Origin of the sequence: Streptomyces flaveolus (assembly GCF_000716535.1) — a bacterium.
GTDB lineage: Bacteria > Actinomycetota > Actinomycetes > Streptomycetales > Streptomycetaceae > Streptomyces > Streptomyces flaveolus_A.
The window spans coordinates 1-16,585 of the sequence record NZ_JNWV01000078.1 but is presented as its reverse complement, the minus strand read 5'-3'; the positions used below and the strand labels follow the sequence as shown (position 1 = coordinate 16,585).

The following is a 16,585-nucleotide window of genomic DNA, read 5'->3' as shown; positions in this document are numbered from 1 at the left end:
ATGGCCTCCCGTAAGAGGAACCCCAACGGCGCTGGGAGCATCTGGCAGCGCAAGGACGGTCGTTACGAAGCCCGCGTGTACGTCCCGCAGCCGGACGGCACCCGCAAGCGCAAGACGGTCTACGGCGCTACGTGGGAGGAGTGCGACACCAAGCGTCAAGAGCTGGTGCGACGGGACCGCCAAGGCATCCCGACCCCCACCCGCTCCGCGAAGCTCTCCGAGTGGCTGCCGTACTGGCTCGCGCACTACGTCCAGCCGCGACGAAAGCTCAGCACTTACGACAAGTACGAGACGCACACCCGGCTCTACCTGGTGCCCCTACTCGGAACCAAGCGGCTGGAGTCGCTGAGTGTCGCCGACGTACGCCGCTTCATCACGCGCATGCAGACCACTCACACGGCCGCCACTGCCAAGGAGGCACATCGCGTGCTCCGTACGGCGCTTACGGCGGCCGTACGGGAGGAACTGATCACCCGGAACGTCGCCTCGCTGGTGGAGCCACCGCGAGTCAAACAGCGGGAGATTCAGCCCTGGTCCCTGGAAGAGACGTTGTCCTTCCTGGAAGCGGCGAGGAAGGACCCGCTGTACGCCGCATTCGTCCTGGCCATTGCCATGGGCCTGCGACGCGGTGAGCTTGTGGGCCTGCGGTGGTCCGATGTGGACCTGGACAACCGGGTACTTCACGTTCGCCACCAAACGCAGCGTCGCAGGGGCGAGCTGTACGACGACGACCCCAAGAGCCGTCGCAGCCGCGTGGTGCCGATGCCTGCCCTGTGCCTCGCTCCGCTCCGCTGGCATCGACTGCGCCAGCGCGAGGCGTTCGACCGGACGGGCGTTGCCTGGTCGGAGAGTGGCTACGTCTTCGCCACGAGGAACGGGCGGCCGGTGGAGCCCCGGAACGTCTACCGATCCTTCACCAGGGTCGCCGGTGACGCCGGGCTGCGAGTGGTCCGGCTGCATGATGCTCGGCACGGCACTGCCACGCTGCTGACGGCTGCAGGCGTCGCGCCCCGGGTCATCATGGAGATCTTGGGACACAGCCAAATCAGCATCACGATGGACATCTACACGCACGTCGTGCAGGACACCCAGCGTGAGGCGATCAGCCACATGGACCGGCTGCTGAAGCGACGGCGGCCGGTCGACTGAAAGACGACTGCCGTCAAATGGTGCCGTCAAAAGGCCCCGGACCATGATCGGTCCGGGGCCTTTGCCCTTGTGCCCCCGGCAGGATTCGAACCTGCGACACCCGCTTTAGGAGAGCGGTGCTCTATCCCCTGAGCTACGAAGGCGTGGGTGGGCGTCCTGGTGGGCGCTCGGTCCACAGGGTACCGGATCAGGACGGGGGGACGTGGGCGAAGCGGGATGCGGTGTGGAGGTCCTGCTGGATGTGGTCCGCCGTCGTGCGGAGGGCGGGGAGGAGGTCGTGGACGCAGTCCCGCAGGGTGCGGCGGGCCGCGTGGGTGGAGACGTTCAGGGCGGCCACCGTCCGGCCCGTGCGGTCCCGTACCGGTACGGCGATGGACCGCAGGCCCGTTTCCAGTTCCTCGTCGACCAGTGCGTAGCCCTGGGAGCGGACCTCGGCGAGCCCGGGGGGCAGGGGGTCGGTGGTGTCCGCCAGGAGGACGCGGCCCAGGGAGGTCGCGGGGGCCGGCAGTCGTGTGCCCACGGTGATCCGTACGGTCAGGACCCGGCTCGTGCCCGCCCCGGCCGTGTACTGGATCTCCTTGCCGTCGCCCGTCAGTACCGCCAGTGCCGTCGGTTCCCGCACCGCGTCCGCCAGGGTCCGCAGGTGCGGTTCGGCCAGGCGGGGGAGTGACGTCCGGGACAGGGGCGGGTAGCCGAGGTCCAGGACGCGCGGGGTGAGGGTGAAGGTGCGGTCGGGGTGTGCCGCCACCAGGCCCAGGTGCTCGTGGGTGAGCAGTGCCCGGCGTGCGGTGGCCCGGGACAGGCCGGTCGCGCGGGCCACCTCCGTCAGGGACAGCGCCGCGCGGCCCTCGCCGAACGCCGTCAGCACGGTCAGGCCCCGCGCCAGCGATTCCACGAAGTCCCGGCCGAGTTCGTGCTTGGACGCCGTGGTCCAGGTCGCGAGGCCGGCGGGTGCCGGGCCGGGCTCGGGGGCGGGGGCGGTGCGCAGGTCCGTCTCCATCGCCTCCACCGCCGTACGCAGCCGGGGCAGCAGGCTGGTGCGCAGGTCCGCCGCGGAGTGCCGGCTGGTGTGGCTGACGACGCTCGCCACGCAGGCCACGCGGCCGGTGCCGGGGTCCCGTACCGGTACGGACACCGCGACCAGGCCCGGCTCGATGAGCTGGTCGTCCACGGCCCAGCCGTTCCGGCGCGCCCGCTCCACCCGGTCCATGAAGGAGTCCCTGGAGGAGGCCGGGGAAGAGGCTGCGGCAGCAGGTTCCGTTCTTGGGGGGAGCGCGGGGAAGGACTCGGTCTGTCCTTCGTCTGACCGGCGTTCCCGCCAGCGCGTCCAGTCCTGTTCCGTCCACTCGGTCGCGAACAGCGCGCCCGGCGCCGTCCGTTCGGCCGGCAGCAGGTCGCCGATGCGGAAGCCGACGGACAGCGCGCGGCGGCGGGTGGCCTGGTGGATGAAGCGGATGCCGTCGAGGTCGGCGACCGCGAGCGACACCGATTCGTCCAGCTCGTCGGCGAGGGCGTCGGCGCGCGCGTCGAGCAGCGCGGGCAGGCGCAGGGCGGACAGACAGGCGTTGCCCAGCTCCATCACGCGCGGGGTGAGGACGACGTCCCGGCCGTCCAGGCGGACGTAGCCCATGCGGCCGAGGGTGCCGGTGATCCGGTCCACCGTGGAGCGGGCGAGACCGGTGGCCCGCTCCAGCGCGCTCGGGCTCAGCGTGCCGCCCGCCTCGGTGAGCCGCCGTAGCACCGCGACGCCACGCACCAACGGTCCGACCGCCTCCACCGGCGCCCCGGTCCCGGCCCCGGCCAGGGCACGGGCATCGGCATCCACTGCGGTCATGGCGGGCATCGTCTCTCCGGTACGGCGTCCCATCGGGGCACGCCTACGGTAAACCCCGGTCGGCAGGCCGTGAGCGGGCCGTGAGCGAGGTCGAACCTGGTACGCCCCGGCCTGTGGCCCCGGACCGGTGGGCCCGCAGCGCCCCCGCCTCACCCTCAGGCCCGTGCTCCCGCCCCGGCGCCCCTCGTGATCCGTACCCGGTAGTTGCCCTCCTCGTCCGTGTTCAGGACCTGGACGGTGATGCCGTGGAGGGGGTCCTTGAAGGTCTCGCCGGGGGTGAAGGGGGCGTCGGAGAGTTCGGCGTGGACGTTGGGGCTGCGGGTGCAGCCGCCGCTGTTGCGGTGGCTGTCGTAGACGGTGACCGGGCCGCGGCCGGTTTCGACGGTGCCGTCGACCTTGTAGATGAGCAGGCCCGGGCCGCACACCGTCTCGTCGTTGCCGCCCTGCGCGCGGACCTCCATCGCGTAGGTGCTGCGCGCGGTGACCGGCACCAGGATCAGCTTCCCGCCGCCCGGCCTGTACAGCGGGGAGAGGGTGTAGTCGGCGCTGCCGCGTGCCGCCGCGCAGCCGACCTGGCCGCCGTCCAGCCAGCCGAGCTTCCACTTGTGCCAGCCGAGCAGGTCGTTGTTGGCGCCCCAGTCCTCGCTCATGATGTCCCAGTGCCCGACCGCGCCCCCGCCTTCCTGCGTGTACAGGTCGGGCAGGCCGAAGGTGTGGCCGTTCTCGTGCGGCAGCACCCGGTAGCCGGTGCGGGAGTAGGAGCCGGAGCCGTCGTCCTGGCGGGAGTAGACGAAGGAGGCGTTGGAGATGCGGACGCCGTCGGCGACCGGGGCGTCGTCGTTCCCGGCGAAGGTCACGGACAGCACGGTGTCCAGGGCGGAGGGGCCGGCGTTCGGGGTGATGAGCACGTTCAGCAGGTCGTAGTCGCGGAAGTCCACCGCCGGGTCGGCGGTGGCCACGATGTCCTGCACCAGGTTCCGGTAGCCGGGGTCGAAGGGCGCGCCGCGCTCTATGCCGTACGCCTGGAACGGTTTCGGCATGCGCAGCCAGTTGGTGACGGGGGTCTCGGGGCGGTAGTCGAGACGGCCGTACGACGCGGTGCGGAACCACTCCTGGGTCTGGGGGAAGAACTCGTGGAAGCGGTCCATCGCGCTGCCCGGTCCGGGCGCGTCGGAAAAGTCCACCATCAGGGTCAGGGCGCGGACGGTGCCGGTGGAGCGGGAGTAACCGGACGGGGTGGGCAGGCCCTCGGTCATCTGCACGTCCAGGCCGCCACGGATCATGCAGGGTACGAGCGCGGAGTTGCGGGCCAGGTTGAAGGGGCCGGAGGCGGAGGCGGGCGCCGTCAGGTTCCCGGTCCCGGCCGAGGTGCTGACCGCGAGGGTCAGTGCGGTCACCATCGACAGGGCGGCAACCCGGCGCGAGCGTATGCGGCGGCGGGGGCGGGGCTGCGGCTGCGGCTGTATGCGGCGGCGGGGGCGGGGCTGCGGCTGCATGCAGGGACCTTTCGCGCCACGGCAGCCGCCGGTCTCCGGCTGCACCCTTGCGCTCACCCTGTGTCGACGGGGCGGCGGGCGCGCGCTGGAGGAGACCGATCGTGGGAAAGCGGGGTCGCAGGGGGGTGATTCCGAGCGGGCGGTGATTGTGTCTCAGGTCACACGACTTCTTCGGGCGGGCCGGAAATAACCGGGGACGGTTTCCCCGTTTAGCCCTGTGTCCGGCTGAAACGGGGACCGGTTCCCCGGATCGCGCCCGGCGTCCGAACGCTCACCGTCGAGTGCTCGCCGCCGAGTCGCCGAGCCGCCGGATGTGCACCGCGCACGGACACGCACCTGAGGCCGTGCACCGCGGAGCACCACCGCGCAGCAACCCGACCGACCCGAGGAGTTCACCGTGCCCGCCACGACCGCCCCCTCCATGCGCAAGGCGCCCCGGCCGCGCGCCGACGCTCTGCGCAACCGGGAGCGGATCGTCACCGCCGCCCGCGAGATGTTCGTCGAGCACGGCCCGGACGTGCCGCTGGACGAGATCGCCCGCCGGGCCGGCGTCGGCAACGCCACGGTGTACCGCAACTTCCCCGACCGTGACGCCCTCGTCCGCGAGGTCGTCTGCTCCGTCATGGACCGTACGGCCGAGGCGGCCGAGCTGGCCCTCGCGGAGACCGGGGACGCCTTCGCCGCCCTGGAGCGCTTCGTGCACACCGCCGCCGACGAGCGGATCAGTGCGCTGTGCCCCATGGTGTCCAGCACCTTCGACAAGCACCACCCCGATCTGGAGGCCTCCCGCGAGCGCGTCGAGCGGCTCGTCGAGGAGGTCATGGGCCGGGCCAAGGCGGCCGGGCAGCTCCGGCCGGACGTCGGGGTCGGCGATCTGATGATCGTCGCGGCCCAGCTGAGCCGGCCCCCGGCCGGCACGGACTGCATGCGCGGCGACCGCTTCGTCCACCGTCATCTGCAGCTCTTCCTCGACGGTCTGCGGGCCCCGGCCCGCTCGGCCCTGCCGGGCCAGGCCGTGAACATCAAGGAGCTGCGCGACTGCTGACCTGCGCCCGACCGATCAGTTCAGCTCCCGCACCCAGTCCACCTTCCGCGGCACGGCCGGTCCACCTTCCGTAGCACGGCCTCTTCATCTTTCCGCCGTACTCCGTTTTCTCGTCATTTTTCCGTCACGCCATTCGTCACCGTCTCCTGCACGAAGTCCCGAACTCTCCCTCACGAAGTCCTGCACTTCTCCGTCACGAAGTCCCGAAGTGGGTATCTCCATGTCCGAATCAGCCCTCAAGGCTCCCGGCGCCGCCGCTCCGAGCGGTGACGCCAACCGCTGGAAGGCGCTCGTGTTCATCGCGCTCGCCCAGCTGATGGTCGTCCTCGACGCCACCATCGTGAACATCGCCCTTCCCTCCGCCCAGACCGACCTCGGCATATCCGACGGCAACCGGCAGTGGGTCGTCACGGCCTACGCCCTCGCCTTCGGTGGCCTGCTTTTGTTCGGCGGCCGGATCGCCGACCTGTGGGGCCGCAAGCGCGCCTTCGTGCTGGGCCTCGCCGGTTTCGCCGCCGCCTCCGCGCTCGGCGGTGCCGCCACCACCGGCACGATGATGTTCGGCGCCCGCGCCCTTCAGGGCGTCTTCGGCGCGCTGCTCGCCCCCGCCGCGCTGTCCTTGCTCGCGGTGATGTTCACCGACGCCAAGGAGCGCGCCAAGGCGTTCGGCATCTACGGCGCCATCGCGGGCGGCGGCGGTGCCGTCGGCCTGATCCTCGGCGGCTTCCTCACCGAGTACCTGGACTGGCGCTGGACCTTCTTCGTGAACGTCCCGTTCGCCGTGGTCGCCGCGGCCGGCGCCTACTTCGTCATCCGTGAGCCGGAGGGCGGCCGCAACCGCAACCCGCTCGACATCCCGGGCGTCCTGCTGTCCACCCTCGGTCTGGTCGCGCTCGTCTACGGCTTCACCCGCGCCGAGTCCGACGGCTGGGGCGACGCGGTGACCGTGTCGATGTTCGTCGCGTCCGTGGTGCTGCTGGTCGCGTTCGCGGTCGTCGAGGCCAAGGTCAAGGCCCCGCTGCTGCCGCTGCGCGTGGTGACCGACCGCAACCGCGGCGGCATCTACCTCTCCCTCGGCCTCGCCATCATCGGCATGTTCGGCCTGTTCCTCTTCCTGACCTACTACCTCCAGGTCGTGAAGGGCTACTCGCCGGTCAAGACCGGCTTCGCCTTCCTGCCGATGGTGGCCGGCATGATCACCGGCTCCACCCAGATCGGCACCCGGCTGATGACCCGCGTCCCGGCCCGCCTGCTGATGGGACCCGGCTTCTTCGTCGCCGCCCTCGGCATGCTGCTGCTGACCCAGCTGAAGATCGACTCCTCCTACGGCACCCTGCTGCTGCCCGCGATGGTGCTGCTCGGCCTCGGCATGGGTACGGCGTTCATGCCGGCGATGTCCCTGGCCACCCAGGGCGTCGAGCCCCGGGACGCCGGTGTCGCCTCCGCGATGGTCAACACCTCGCAGCAGGTCGGCGGCGCGATCGGCACCGCCCTGCTGAACACCATCGCGGCCTCGGCGACCACCTCGTACATCAAGGACCACATCGCCGGTGCCACCGCCAAGCCGCAGCAGCAGCTGGTGATGCTGCAGGGCCAGGTGCACGGCTACAGCACCGCGATCTGGTTCGCCGTCGGCATCCTGGCGGTCGCCGCCCTGATCGCCTTCACCTTCGTCAACGCCGGCCGTCCCGGCGGCACCCCGGTGGCCTCGGGCGAGGGCGTCGAGGACGAGGTGCCGATCCCGGTGGTGGCCCACTGACCGGCCGTACGGTCCGGCCTGCCCTGCGCTGATCTAGCGGAGCCAGGGCAGGTCCGCACCCGCTTCGTTGGGCTGGAGGCCCTCGGCGACGATCTCCATGATCTCGCCGAGGGCCTTCTGCTGTTCCGGGCTCAGCCGGTCGAACAGCGCCTGCCGTACGGCGGTGACATGGCCCGGGGCGGTGCGCCGCAGCACCTCGTAGCCCGCGTCGGTGAGGACGGCGAACTGGCCGCGCTTGTCGGAGGGGCAGTCCTCCCTGCGTACCCAGCCGTTCTTCTCCAGCCGGGCGATCGCGTGCGAGAGCCGGGAGCGGGTGATCTTGGCCTTCATCGCCAGCTCGGTCATCCGCAGCCGGCGGCGCGGCGCCTCGGCGAGGCCGACGAGGAGGCCGTAGTAGATGTGCGGCATGCCCGCGTCGCGCTGCAACTGCCGGTCGAGGTGGTCCTCCAGCAGGGTGGTGGCGTGCAGATAGGCGCGCCAGATGCGCTGTTCCTCGTCGGTGAGCCAGCGGTGCCGTGCGGCGGCGGGGTCCGGTGCCGTGTTCATATTCCCCACTGTACGAGCCAGCTCCTTGAAACTTGAACAAGTCGCGCGTAGAGTTTTCGGTGAGAGCTTGAGAGTTAAAGCATCTGGATCACCGGGAGCCGCCGCGATGTCCGCCACCGCCCAGGAGCGCATGCCCGCCCTGTACCTCAGCCACGGCGCCCCGCCGCTCGCCGACGACCCCGTCTGGCCCGGTCAGCTCGCCGCCTGGTCCGCCGACCTGCCCCGGCCGAAGGCGATCCTCATGGTCTCCGCGCACTGGGAGGAGGCCCCGCTCGCCCTCGGCGCGGTCGAGACCGTCCCGCTCGTCTACGACTTCTGGGGCTTCCCCGAGCACTACTACCGGGTCCGGTACGCCGCCCCCGGCGCCCCCGCCCTCGCCGAGTCCGTCCGCAAGCTGCTGCGAGCCCCCGGCATCCCCGTCCAGGACATCCCCGACCGGGGCCTCGACCACGGCGCCTACGTCCCCCTCGTCGAGATGTTCCCGGACGCCGACATCCCCGTCCTGCAGATCTCCCTGCCCACCCTCGACCCGGTGCGCCTGATGGACATCGGCCGCAAACTCGCCCCCCTGCGCGACGAGGGCGTGCTGATCGTCGGCTCCGGCTTCTTCACCCACAACCTGGCCGCCCTGCGGTACGCCGGCCGGGGCGTGCCGAGCTGGTCGTCCGAGTTCGACGACTGGGGGCGGCGGGCCCTGGACGCCCGCGACTGGGACGCCCTGCTCGATTTCCTGAACAAGGCCCCGGCCGGCCGGTACGCCCATCCGCGCACCGAGCACTTCGCCCCGCTCTTCGTGACCATGGGCGCGGCGGAGGCGGGCGGCGAACTGGACGCGCAGAAGTCGGTGATCGACGGGTTCTGGATGGGAATGGCGAAGCGGTCGGTGCAGTTCGGGTGAGGTGAGGAACCCGCCGCGCCGACGGTTCGGCCGGGTGGGCTGAGTCAGGCCTGGCGGCCGGCCTAGAGGGGTTTCTCGTACCAGGCCACGTCCCAGTAGCTGCCGAACTTGCGGCCCACCTCGCGGTACGTGCCGACGTACGCGAAGCCGAAGCGCTCGTGGAGCCGGGTGGAGGCCTCGTTCGGCTGGGCGATGCCCGCGTAGGCGCGGTGGACGTCCTCCCCGGCCAGGGCGTCGAACAGGGCGCCGTACAGCAGCGTGCCGATCCCGCGGCGGCCGGCGTGCGGAGCGACGTACACCGAGGTCTCCACGGACGTCGCGTACGCCGGCTTCGGCCGGTAAGGGCTGGATGTGGCGTACCCCAGAATCTCCTGTGACTGCGTGTCCGCGGCAACCATCAGCCGGTGCGGGCCGTCTTCCGGGTGGGAGAGCAGCCAAGGGCGGCGCTCTTCCGGAGTGAAGATCGCGGTATCGAATGTGATGGCCGTCTCACGCACATAGTGGTTGTAGATCGCCGTGAGGGCTGCGAGGTCCGCCTCGACTCCCGGCCTGACCTGCGCCTCAGTACGTTCCGACGGCATCTCGCCTCCCAGCGTGGCCGAGAGGGTACCGCATGATCAGAAAAATTGAGGGGTGGGTTGGGAATTCTGTCCGGATTCCAGTCGTTGTTTCCCACGGATGCAGGGCACTCGGAGAGAGTCTCGGAGCGAGAGCGAGTGAGCGAGTCCCAGAGACTCCCCCCTCAGTGCCGAGCGTTCACCAGGACCACCCGCCAGCCCACCATCGCAAGGGAGCACGCATGGCAACCCGTGCCGTCGCCCGTCGTCAGTCCGCCACCGGCGAGACGGCCGACTCGGCAAGCAGTGTTCGCGCTCATGGCGGCGAGATCGCAGACCGCGACCTGGTCGGCATGTACCTCGACGAGATCGCGCGTACGCCGCTGCTCGACGCCGCCAAGGAGGTCGAGCTGTCCCAGACCATCGAGGCGGGTGTGTTCGCGCAACAGGTTCTCGACGGCGAGGAGCAGTCCAAGACGGACGCCACCCGTGAGGAGCTGGAGGCCCTGGTCGCCGCCGGTGAGCGGGCCAAGGACGTCTTCATCCGCTCCAACCTCCGCCTGGTCGTCGCGGTCGCCCGGCGCTACCCGCGCAGCGGCCTGCCGCTGCTCGACCTGATCCAGGAGGGCAACGCCGGTCTGGTGCGCGCCGTCGAGAAGTTCGACTACCGCAAGGGCTTCAAGTTCTCGACGTACGCCACCTGGTGGATCCGGCAGGCCATCACCCGCTCCATCGCGGACCAGTCCCGCACGATCCGGCTCCCCGTCCACCTGGTGGAGGAGCTGGGCCGCATCCGCCGCGTGCAGCGGGAGTTCAACCGCGAGCACGGCCGCGAGCCGGAGCCGGCGGAGATCGCCGCGGAGCTGGGCTCGACGCCGGAGCGTGTCACGGACGTCCTCGACTGGTCCCGTGACCCGGTCTCGCTGAACATGTCGGTGGACGACGAGGGCGAGACGCAGTTCGGCGACCTGCTGGAGGACACCTCGGCGGTCTCTCCCGAGCAGTCCGTGCTGACCCTGCTGCGCAGCGAGGAGCTGGACGACCTGATCGGACGTCTGGACCAGCGCACGGCCTCCATCATCAAGATGCGCTACGGCATCGAGGACGGCCGCGAGCGCACCCTGACCGAGGTCGGCAAGGAGCACGGGCTCACCCGCGAGCGGATCCGGCAGATCGAGAAGCACGCGCTGCTGGAGCTGAAGAAGCTGGCCCGCCAGACCGGTTTCGACGCGGCGGCGTGACGCAGGGGGTGCACGGGGCGTACGCCCGGGGGCGAAAGACGGCGCAAACATGGCGTGGTCGCATCGCTTCAACCGCTGGGCCCGAGGGAACAACCCTTCCGGGCCCAGGAGCGGGCCCCGGGAACCGCACTCCCCACCCCACCGCACAGCCCCGGCCGACCCCCACTCGGCCGGCCCACGTGAGCCACGTCCCGTCGCAATCCCCCGGCGCCGGGACCTACCTGAGCCGGGCTTCGGCGCCTATCCCCCCCCGGGCGCCGGAGTCCGGCTTCTTCTCGTCCCGCGGACGGGTCGGGGGACGGGTCGGGGGCCGCGACCAGGGGCCGCGTCCGGCCTTGACGAGTGGGCCGTCGGGTGGCCGGAAGCGCGGGCCGTCGGATGGCCTGACGTACGGGCCAACAGGCGGCCTGACGTGCGGGCCCACGGGTGGCCTGACGTGCTGAAAAGCGGCCCACCCCGTACCTGAACCCCGGGGTGGACCGCTGGATGGCAGATTCTGCCACACGGGCATAGCCTGCCGGGATGAGCACCACCCCCAGCGCCGCCCACCAGCCGTTTTCCGCCTCCGCGCCGGTGTCCCTCACCGAACGCAGGAAGGCCGAGACCCGGATGGAGATCGCCCGGGCGGCGGCAGCCCTCTTCGTCCAGCAAGGCCTGCGGGCCACCCGCGCCGAGGACATCGCCCAGGCCGCGGGCATCGCACCGCGCACCTTCTACCGCTATTTCGCCACCAAGGAAGAGGCGGTGGCCCCCCTCTACGCGGCCGGCGCCCAGCGCTGGGTCGAGGCGGTCCGTGCGGCCCCGGCCCATCTGACCCTCCCCGAGGCCCTGGAGCACGCCGTCCACCACACCCTCACCCCAGGCCTCGGCGTCTCGGCCGCGTCCTGGGAATGGCTGCGCACCCTGGTCCGCCTCGCCGACACCAGCCCGGCCCTGCGCAAGGTATGGGCAGAGGTGTGCCAGACGTCGGAGGGGGCGCTGGCGGAGACCCTGGTCGGGCGAGCCGCGGCGGCGGGGAGGGCGGCCTCGTTCAGCCCGCACCTCCGCTTCGCCGCGGCCGTGGCCGGTGCCGCCGTGCGCGTGGCCGTGGAGTCCTGGGCCGCCACCACGACCCCGCCCACCGGCCCGGACGGCCCGGCCGCCCTGGCCCTGCACAACCTGCGCGCACTGCGGTCCTTCGAGTGGGGCGAGAGCGAGGGCCTGCGCGGGGAACGGTGAGACGGCCCGGGCAACGGTTAGACGGCCCGGGCAACGGTGAGGCGGTCCGGGCAACCGTGAGGCGCCGGGGGGAGCGAGACGCCGGGGGGACAGTGAGGCGGCCCTACGACCTCTCGCCGCCGGCGCCGGCCGCTCTGCTCAACCGGCCCCCCAAATCCCGCACGCACTCCACCAGTTCCTCCGGCCCGTGCACCGCGAACTCGTAGCCGGCCATGGCCAGCCGCACCGCCAGCCACTCCGTGGGATCGCCGGTGGTGCCCCGCAGGACGCAGCCGCCCGCGTCGTCGTCCTCGGGCACCCCGAGCCACTTCGGCAGGCGCCCGGACACCCGGTCCGCCGGCACGGCGAACCGCACCTCGAACGCGTACGTCTCCTGCCGCCGGTGGATCGACTGCCGCAGGAACTCGGCGGCGCTCCCCGTGGGCAACTCCCGGGGCGTGAACCGGACTCCGGTCGCGAACGGCTCGCTCACCCGGTCGACCCGGAAGGTGCGCCAGTCCGCCCGGTCGAGGTCGTACGCCACCAGGTACCAACGCCGGCCCGTCGACACCAGCCGGTGCGGCTCGGTCAGCCGCCGGGAGGCGCTGCCGTCCTTGTCGCGGTAGGCGAACCGCAGCCGCTCCCGCCCCGCCACCGTCGACGCCATGACGGTCAGCGTCTCCGGCGCGATGCTCGGCCCGTCCCCGCTGGTCAGCGGTGTGGTCGCGGCCTGGAGCGTCGACACCCGGTGGCGCAGCCGGGAGGGCAGCACCTGCTCCAGCTTGGCCAGGGCCCGAACGGACGCCTCGTCCACCCCCTCCACGGCGTGCCCGGCGCCGGCCCGCAGCCCCACCGCGATGGCGACCGCCTCCTCGTCGTCCAGCACCAGCGGCGGCATCGCCTTGCCCGCCACCAGCCGGTACCCGCCGTCCGCGCCCTTCGTCGCCTGCACCGGATAACCCAGCTCCCGCAGCCGGTCGACGTCCCGCCGCACGGTCCGCCGGGACACCCCGAGCCGGTCGGCCAGCTCACCGCCGGGCCACTCTCGGGGTGTCTGGAGGAGTGAGAGGAGCTGAAGCAGCCGGGCTGGTGTGTCGGTCGTCATACGTCCGAGCATGCCGCAGAAGTAGGACACGATCTGACCTAATGCGGCCCTATGTTCTCCCCATGACCCCGAACGACAGCACCACCGCAGAGGGGCGCGGAGAACTGCGCGCACCGACCGCCGACCGCTCCCGCTGGCTCGCCCTGGCCATCGTCATGACCGCGGCCTTCATGGACCTGGTGGACGTGACGATCGTCAACATCGCCATTCCGTCCATCCAGCGCAGCGCGGGCGCCTCGGTCAGCCAGATCCAGTGGATAACCGCCGGCTACGCCCTCGCCTTCGCCGCGGGGCTGATCACCGGCGGGCGGCTCGGTGACATCCACGGCCGCAAGCGGCTGTTCCTCGTCGGTATCGGCGGCTTCACGCTCGCCTCCGCCCTGTGCGGCTTCGCCGTGAACCCGGAGATGCTGGTCGCCTCGCGCATCCTCCAGGGCGGTATGGCGGCGCTGATGGTGCCGCAGGTGCTGTCGATCGTGCACGCCACCTTCCCGGCCCATGAACGCGGCAAGGTCTTCGGTCTGTTCGGCGCCATCGTCGGCCTCGGCGCGGTCTCCGGCCCGCTGCTCGGCGCGCTGCTGACGGAGTGGAACCTGTTCGGCCTGGAATGGCGGCCCATCTTCCTCATCAACCTCCCCGTCGGCGTCCTGGCCTGGCTGCTGGGCCGCCGTTTCATCACCGAGTCCAAGGCCCCCAAGGCGCTGAAGCTGGACCTCGTCGGCGTCGCCCTGGTCACGCTGGGCCTGCTGATGCTGCTCTATCCGCTCACCCGCGGGCGCGAGCTGGGCTGGCCGCTGTGGGGGTACGTCTGCATGGCCGGCGCGCTCGCCGTCTTCGCGGCGCTGGTGTCGTACGAGAAACGGAAGGGCGCCAGGGACGGTTCCCCGCTCATCGAACTGTCCCTCTTCCGGGTGAAGAGCTTCGCCGCGGGCATCGCCGTGCAGACCGTCTTCGGGGTCGCGCTCGGCATCTTCTTCCTGGTCTGGACGCTGTACATGCAGATCGGCCTGGGCTGGAGCCCGCTGCGGGCGGGGCTGACCGGGGTGCCGTTCTCGATCGCGGTGTCCACGGCGGCCGGGCTGTCGGTGCAGCAGCTTGTCCCGCGGTTCGGGCGGAAGGTGCTCCAGGCGGGCGCACTGGTGATGGGCACGGGCGTGCTGCTGTACCTGTGGGAGGCCCGCCACTACGGCCTCGCCATCGCCTCCTGGCAGATGGCCCTGCCGCTGGTCGTGATGGGTGTCGGCATGGGCCTGATCGTCGCGCCGCTGACCGACGCGGTGCTCTCGGAGGTGCCGCGGGAGCACGCCGGTTCCGCGTCCGGGCTGATCAACACCGTGCAGCAGATGGGCAACGCGCTCGGGCTGGGGCTGGTGTCGGTGGTCTTCTTCGGGCAGATCGGCGACCGGCTGACCCCGGCCCAGGTCGGCCCGGCCTTCGTGCACGCCTTCCAGTACGCGCTGTGGTGGGTCGCCGGGGTCATGGGCGTGATCTTCCTGCTGATGTCCGCCCTGCCGAAGCGTCCGGCCCAGCATGTGGAGGGCGGGGGCGAGGAGGCGCCAGCGGTGGGGAAGGAGCCCGCGCTGGCGCGCTGACCAGGCAGGACGAAGGGCCCGGTACCGGTTCGGTACCGGGCCCTTCCGCTGCCCGCAGCGCGCCGGAGGTCCGCCGGAAGTCGCCAGGGAGTCCGCCGGAAGTCACCAGGGAGTCCGCCCGAAGCCGCCTGGAAGTCCGTTCATGTCCAGGCTGGGCCCGAATCTGTTTACTTTCCGGAAATCCGGGCGTAGCCTGCCGCTGAAACCACACGTTCGGGCATCACCCGGAAACGGTCGGACATTGAGGCGGAGGCGAACGGACATGTACGCACCGGAACGGCAGCAGGAGATCCTCCGGCTCGCCCGTGACGGCGGCCGGGTGGACGTGCTGTCGCTGGCCGAGGAGTTCCAGGTCACCGCGGAGACGATCCGCCGCGATCTGAAGGCCCTCGACCGCGCCGGTCTGCTCCGCCGCGTGCACGGCGGTGCCATCCCGGCCGGCCGCCTCGACTTCGAGCCGGACCTCGCCGAGCGCGAGACCACCGCCGCCGACGAGAAGGACCGCATCGCCAAGGCGGCCCTCTCCGAGCTGCCGGCCGAGGGCACGATGATCCTCGACGCCGGTACGACGGTGGCCCGCGTCGCCGCCGCCATCCCGCTGGAGGCGCGGCTCACCGTCGTCACGCACTCCCTGCCGATCGCCGCCCGGCTCGCCGACCACCCGGGCATCCAGCTCCATCTGATCGGGGGGCGCGTACGGCACCGTACGCGCGCCGCCGTGGACGCGTGGGCGCTCCGCGCGTACGGCGAGATCCGCGCCGACGTGCTGTTCGTCGCCGCCAACGGCTTCTCCGCCGAGCACGGACTGACCACCCCCGACCTCGCCGAGGCCGCGGTCAAGCGGGCCGCCGTCGCCGCCGCCCGGCGCGTGGTGCTGCTGGCCGACTCCTCCAAGCACGGCCAGGAGCACTTCGCCCGCTTCGGCGACCTGAGCGACGTGGACCTGCTGATCACCGACAGCGGGCTGAGCCCCGAAGACACCGCCGCCATCGAGCGCGGCGGCACGGAAGTAGTGCGCGCATGATCCTCACCGTCACCCCCAACCCGTCCCTCGACCGCACCTACGAGGTCCAGGCCCTCAAGCGCGGCGAGGTCATCCGCGCCGAGACCGAGCGCATGGACCCCGGTGGCAAGGGCGTGAACGTCTCGCGCGCGGTCGCCGCCGCCGGTCGGCGTACGGTCGCGGTCCTGCCCCTGGGTGGTGCGCCGGGCGCGCTCGTCGCCGAACTGCTCCACGCTCAGGGCATCGAGGTCGCGCCGGTCCCGGTCGTCGGAGCCACCCGCTCCAACATCGCGCTCGCGGAGGCCGACGGCGTTCTCACGAAGATCAACGCGCCGGGTCCGCAGCTGTCGGAGGCCGAGCAGGAACTCCTCCTGGACACCGTCCGGTCGCAGTCCCGCGACGCCGACTGGATCGCCTGCTGCGGCAGCCTGCCCCGGGGACTGGCGCCCTCCTGGTACGCCGATGTGGTCACGCGGGCGCACGCCGGGGGTGCCCGGATCGCGCTGGACACCTCGGGGCGTGCGCTCCTGGAGGCGCTCCGCGCGCGGCCCGACGTGGTCAAGCCGAACGCCGAGGAGCTGGCGGAAGCCGTCGCGCGCCCCCTGGCGACCGTGGGCGACGCGCTCAAGGCGGCGGAGGAGGTGCGCGCGATGGGCGCCCGTGCCGTGCTGGCCAGCCTCGGCGCCGACGGGCAACTGCTGGTGTCCGACGCCGGCGCGTGGTTCGGCAGCGCGCGCGTGTCCGCCGTCCGCAGCAACGTCGGCGCCGGTGACGCCTCCCTGGCCGGCTTCCTCATCGCCGGCGGCACCGGGCCCGACGCCCTCGCCTCCGCCGTCGCCCACGGCGCCGCCGCCGTCCAGCTCCCCGGCAGCGTGATGCCGACCCCCGCCGACCTGGACCCCGCGGCGGTGACCGTCACCACCGACATCCCCCTGGACCGCGAACTGACGGAGCCGGCGTCATGACCGCCACGCGGGGTACGACCGCTCCGGCCGGCGCGGGGTTCGTTCCGGCCGTCCGTGAGACGCCGGCTCCGTTCCGGTCCACCGCTCCCCGTAAGACCCCCCTCCCCGACACGGCGGCCCCGCCCCGCTTCCCCCGTCGCGGTGGTCCGTCGGTCCCCGTCCGCCCCGCCGCCCCCCACAAGACCCCCGTCCCCACCC

14 protein-coding genes, 1 tRNA gene and 1 pseudogene are annotated in these 16,585 nt (G+C 71.9%); 10 read left to right on the top strand and 6 right to left on the bottom strand.

Annotated features, from left to right (window positions below):
- Positions 1-1,149 (top strand): tyrosine-type recombinase/integrase, encoded by a 1,149-nt coding sequence (locus tag OO52_RS44380; protein WP_030650316.1) that lies wholly within the window; start codon positions 1-3, stop codon positions 1,147-1,149.
- Positions 1,150-1,219: 70 nt separating this feature from the next.
- Here OO52_RS44380 and OO52_RS44375 read toward each other — a convergent pair.
- The 3 genes from OO52_RS44375 to OO52_RS44365 form a co-directional block, all read right to left on the bottom strand.
- A tRNA-Arg gene (locus OO52_RS44375) sits at positions 1,220-1,292 on the bottom strand.
- A 44-nt stretch (positions 1,293-1,336) separates the two neighbouring features.
- Positions 1,337-2,992 carry an IclR family transcriptional regulator domain-containing protein gene (locus OO52_RS44370; RefSeq protein ID WP_030650318.1) on the bottom strand — a complete coding sequence of 552 codons (1,656 nt, stop codon included), beginning with the start codon at positions 2,990-2,992 and terminating at the stop codon, positions 1,337-1,339.
- Positions 2,993-3,138: 146 nt separating this feature from the next.
- The gene (locus OO52_RS44365; RefSeq protein ID WP_199820067.1) at positions 3,139-4,479 is read right to left on the bottom strand and encodes a M6 family metalloprotease domain-containing protein; all 1,341 of its coding nucleotides are present in this window, start codon (positions 4,477-4,479) and stop codon (positions 3,139-3,141) included.
- 421 nt (positions 4,480-4,900) lie between these two features.
- On the opposite strand from OO52_RS44365, the gene OO52_RS44360 reads away from it, so the two are divergent.
- Both OO52_RS44360 and OO52_RS44355 read left to right on the top strand, forming a co-directional pair.
- Positions 4,901-5,524 (top strand): TetR/AcrR family transcriptional regulator, encoded by a 624-nt coding sequence (locus OO52_RS44360; RefSeq protein WP_196946288.1) that lies wholly within the window; start codon positions 4,901-4,903, stop codon positions 5,522-5,524.
- 220 nt (positions 5,525-5,744) lie between these two features.
- The gene (locus OO52_RS44355; RefSeq protein WP_030650326.1) at positions 5,745-7,283 is read left to right on the top strand and encodes an MFS transporter; all 1,539 of its coding nucleotides are present in this window, start codon (positions 5,745-5,747) and stop codon (positions 7,281-7,283) included.
- Between the two features lie 33 nt (positions 7,284-7,316).
- On the opposite strand, the gene OO52_RS44350 is transcribed toward OO52_RS44355, so the two are convergent.
- On the bottom strand, positions 7,317-7,829 hold the full coding sequence (locus OO52_RS44350) for a MarR family winged helix-turn-helix transcriptional regulator (protein WP_014673274.1): 513 nt from the start codon (positions 7,827-7,829) through the stop codon (positions 7,317-7,319).
- A 106-nt stretch (positions 7,830-7,935) separates the two neighbouring features.
- Between OO52_RS44350 and OO52_RS44345 the strand changes: the two genes are divergently transcribed.
- Complete coding sequence (locus OO52_RS44345) at positions 7,936-8,727, top strand: dioxygenase family protein (protein ID WP_030650331.1); 792 nt, start codon at positions 7,936-7,938, stop codon at positions 8,725-8,727.
- Positions 8,728-8,789: 62 nt separating this feature from the next.
- Here OO52_RS44345 and OO52_RS44340 read toward each other — a convergent pair whose 3' ends face one another.
- Entirely contained in the window at positions 8,790-9,308 is a 519-nt protein-coding gene (locus OO52_RS44340; RefSeq protein ID WP_030650334.1) for a GNAT family N-acetyltransferase, read from the bottom strand.
- A gap of 218 nt (positions 9,309-9,526) precedes the next feature.
- On the opposite strand from OO52_RS44340, the gene OO52_RS44335 reads away from it, so the two are divergent.
- Together OO52_RS44335 and OO52_RS44330 are read left to right on the top strand one after the other, a co-directional pair.
- Entirely contained in the window at positions 9,527-10,525 is a 999-nt protein-coding gene (locus tag OO52_RS44335; RefSeq protein WP_030650337.1) for a sigma-70 family RNA polymerase sigma factor, read from the top strand.
- Positions 10,526-11,134: 609 nt separating this feature from the next.
- On the top strand, positions 11,135-11,743 hold the full coding sequence (locus tag OO52_RS44330; protein ID WP_030650339.1) for a TetR/AcrR family transcriptional regulator: 609 nt from the start codon (positions 11,135-11,137) through the stop codon (positions 11,741-11,743).
- A 103-nt stretch (positions 11,744-11,846) separates the two neighbouring features.
- Here the strand turns inward: OO52_RS44330 and OO52_RS44325 are convergent, their stop codons facing one another.
- Positions 11,847-12,827 carry a helix-turn-helix transcriptional regulator gene (locus OO52_RS44325; RefSeq protein WP_199820066.1) on the bottom strand — a complete coding sequence of 327 codons (981 nt, stop codon included), beginning with the start codon at positions 12,825-12,827 and terminating at the stop codon, positions 11,847-11,849.
- 62 nt (positions 12,828-12,889) lie between these two features.
- On the opposite strand from OO52_RS44325, the gene OO52_RS44320 reads away from it, so the two are divergent.
- From OO52_RS44320 to OO52_RS52350, 4 genes and pseudogenes are all read left to right on the top strand, one after another.
- The gene (locus OO52_RS44320; protein ID WP_106972181.1) at positions 12,890-14,419 is read left to right on the top strand and encodes an MFS transporter; all 1,530 of its coding nucleotides are present in this window, start codon (positions 12,890-12,892) and stop codon (positions 14,417-14,419) included.
- A gap of 262 nt (positions 14,420-14,681) precedes the next feature.
- Positions 14,682-15,443 carry a DeoR/GlpR family DNA-binding transcription regulator gene (locus OO52_RS44315; protein ID WP_014673267.1) on the top strand — a complete coding sequence of 254 codons (762 nt, stop codon included), beginning with the start codon at positions 14,682-14,684 and terminating at the stop codon, positions 15,441-15,443.
- A complete protein-coding gene (pfkB, locus tag OO52_RS44310; RefSeq protein WP_030650349.1) occupies positions 15,440-16,387 on the top strand; it encodes a 1-phosphofructokinase in 948 nt (315 codons plus the stop codon). Before OO52_RS44315 ends, pfkB begins: the two co-directional genes overlap by 4 nt.
- A pseudogene (locus OO52_RS52350) lies at positions 16,384-16,585 on the top strand (hypothetical protein); the annotation flags it as partial. The gene pfkB and the pseudogene OO52_RS52350, both read left to right, overlap by 4 nt.

Bases quoted from the DNA above. Each gene is read 5' to 3' on its own strand.
- OO52_RS44320 (WP_106972181.1), top strand. From the start codon at position 12,890: ATGACCCCGAACGACAGCACCACCGCAGAGGGGCGCGGAGAACTGCGC.
- OO52_RS44360 (WP_196946288.1), top strand. From the start codon at position 4,901: ATGCGCAAGGCGCCCCGGCCGCGCGCCGACGCTCTGCGCAACCGGGAG.
- OO52_RS44350 (WP_014673274.1), bottom strand. From the start codon at position 7,829: ATGAACACGGCACCGGACCCCGCCGCCGCACGGCACCGCTGGCTCACC.
- pfkB (WP_030650349.1), top strand. From the start codon at position 15,440: ATGATCCTCACCGTCACCCCCAACCCGTCCCTCGACCGCACCTACGAG.
- OO52_RS44345 (WP_030650331.1), top strand. From the start codon at position 7,936: ATGTCCGCCACCGCCCAGGAGCGCATGCCCGCCCTGTACCTCAGCCAC.
- OO52_RS44380 (WP_030650316.1), top strand. From the start codon at position 1: ATGGCCTCCCGTAAGAGGAACCCCAACGGCGCTGGGAGCATCTGGCAG.
- OO52_RS44355 (WP_030650326.1), top strand. From the start codon at position 5,745: ATGTCCGAATCAGCCCTCAAGGCTCCCGGCGCCGCCGCTCCGAGCGGT.
- OO52_RS44315 (WP_014673267.1), top strand. From the start codon at position 14,682: ATGTACGCACCGGAACGGCAGCAGGAGATCCTCCGGCTCGCCCGTGAC.
- OO52_RS44335 (WP_030650337.1), top strand. From the start codon at position 9,527: ATGGCAACCCGTGCCGTCGCCCGTCGTCAGTCCGCCACCGGCGAGACG.
- OO52_RS44340 (WP_030650334.1), bottom strand. From the start codon at position 9,308: ATGCCGTCGGAACGTACTGAGGCGCAGGTCAGGCCGGGAGTCGAGGCG.
- OO52_RS44370 (WP_030650318.1), bottom strand. From the start codon at position 2,992: ATGCCCGCCATGACCGCAGTGGATGCCGATGCCCGTGCCCTGGCCGGG.
- OO52_RS44365 (WP_199820067.1), bottom strand. From the start codon at position 4,479: ATGCAGCCGCAGCCCCGCCCCCGCCGCCGCATACAGCCGCAGCCGCAG.
- OO52_RS44330 (WP_030650339.1), top strand. From the start codon at position 11,135: ATGGAGATCGCCCGGGCGGCGGCAGCCCTCTTCGTCCAGCAAGGCCTG.
- OO52_RS44325 (WP_199820066.1), bottom strand. From the start codon at position 12,827: ATGACGACCGACACACCAGCCCGGCTGCTTCAGCTCCTCTCACTCCTC.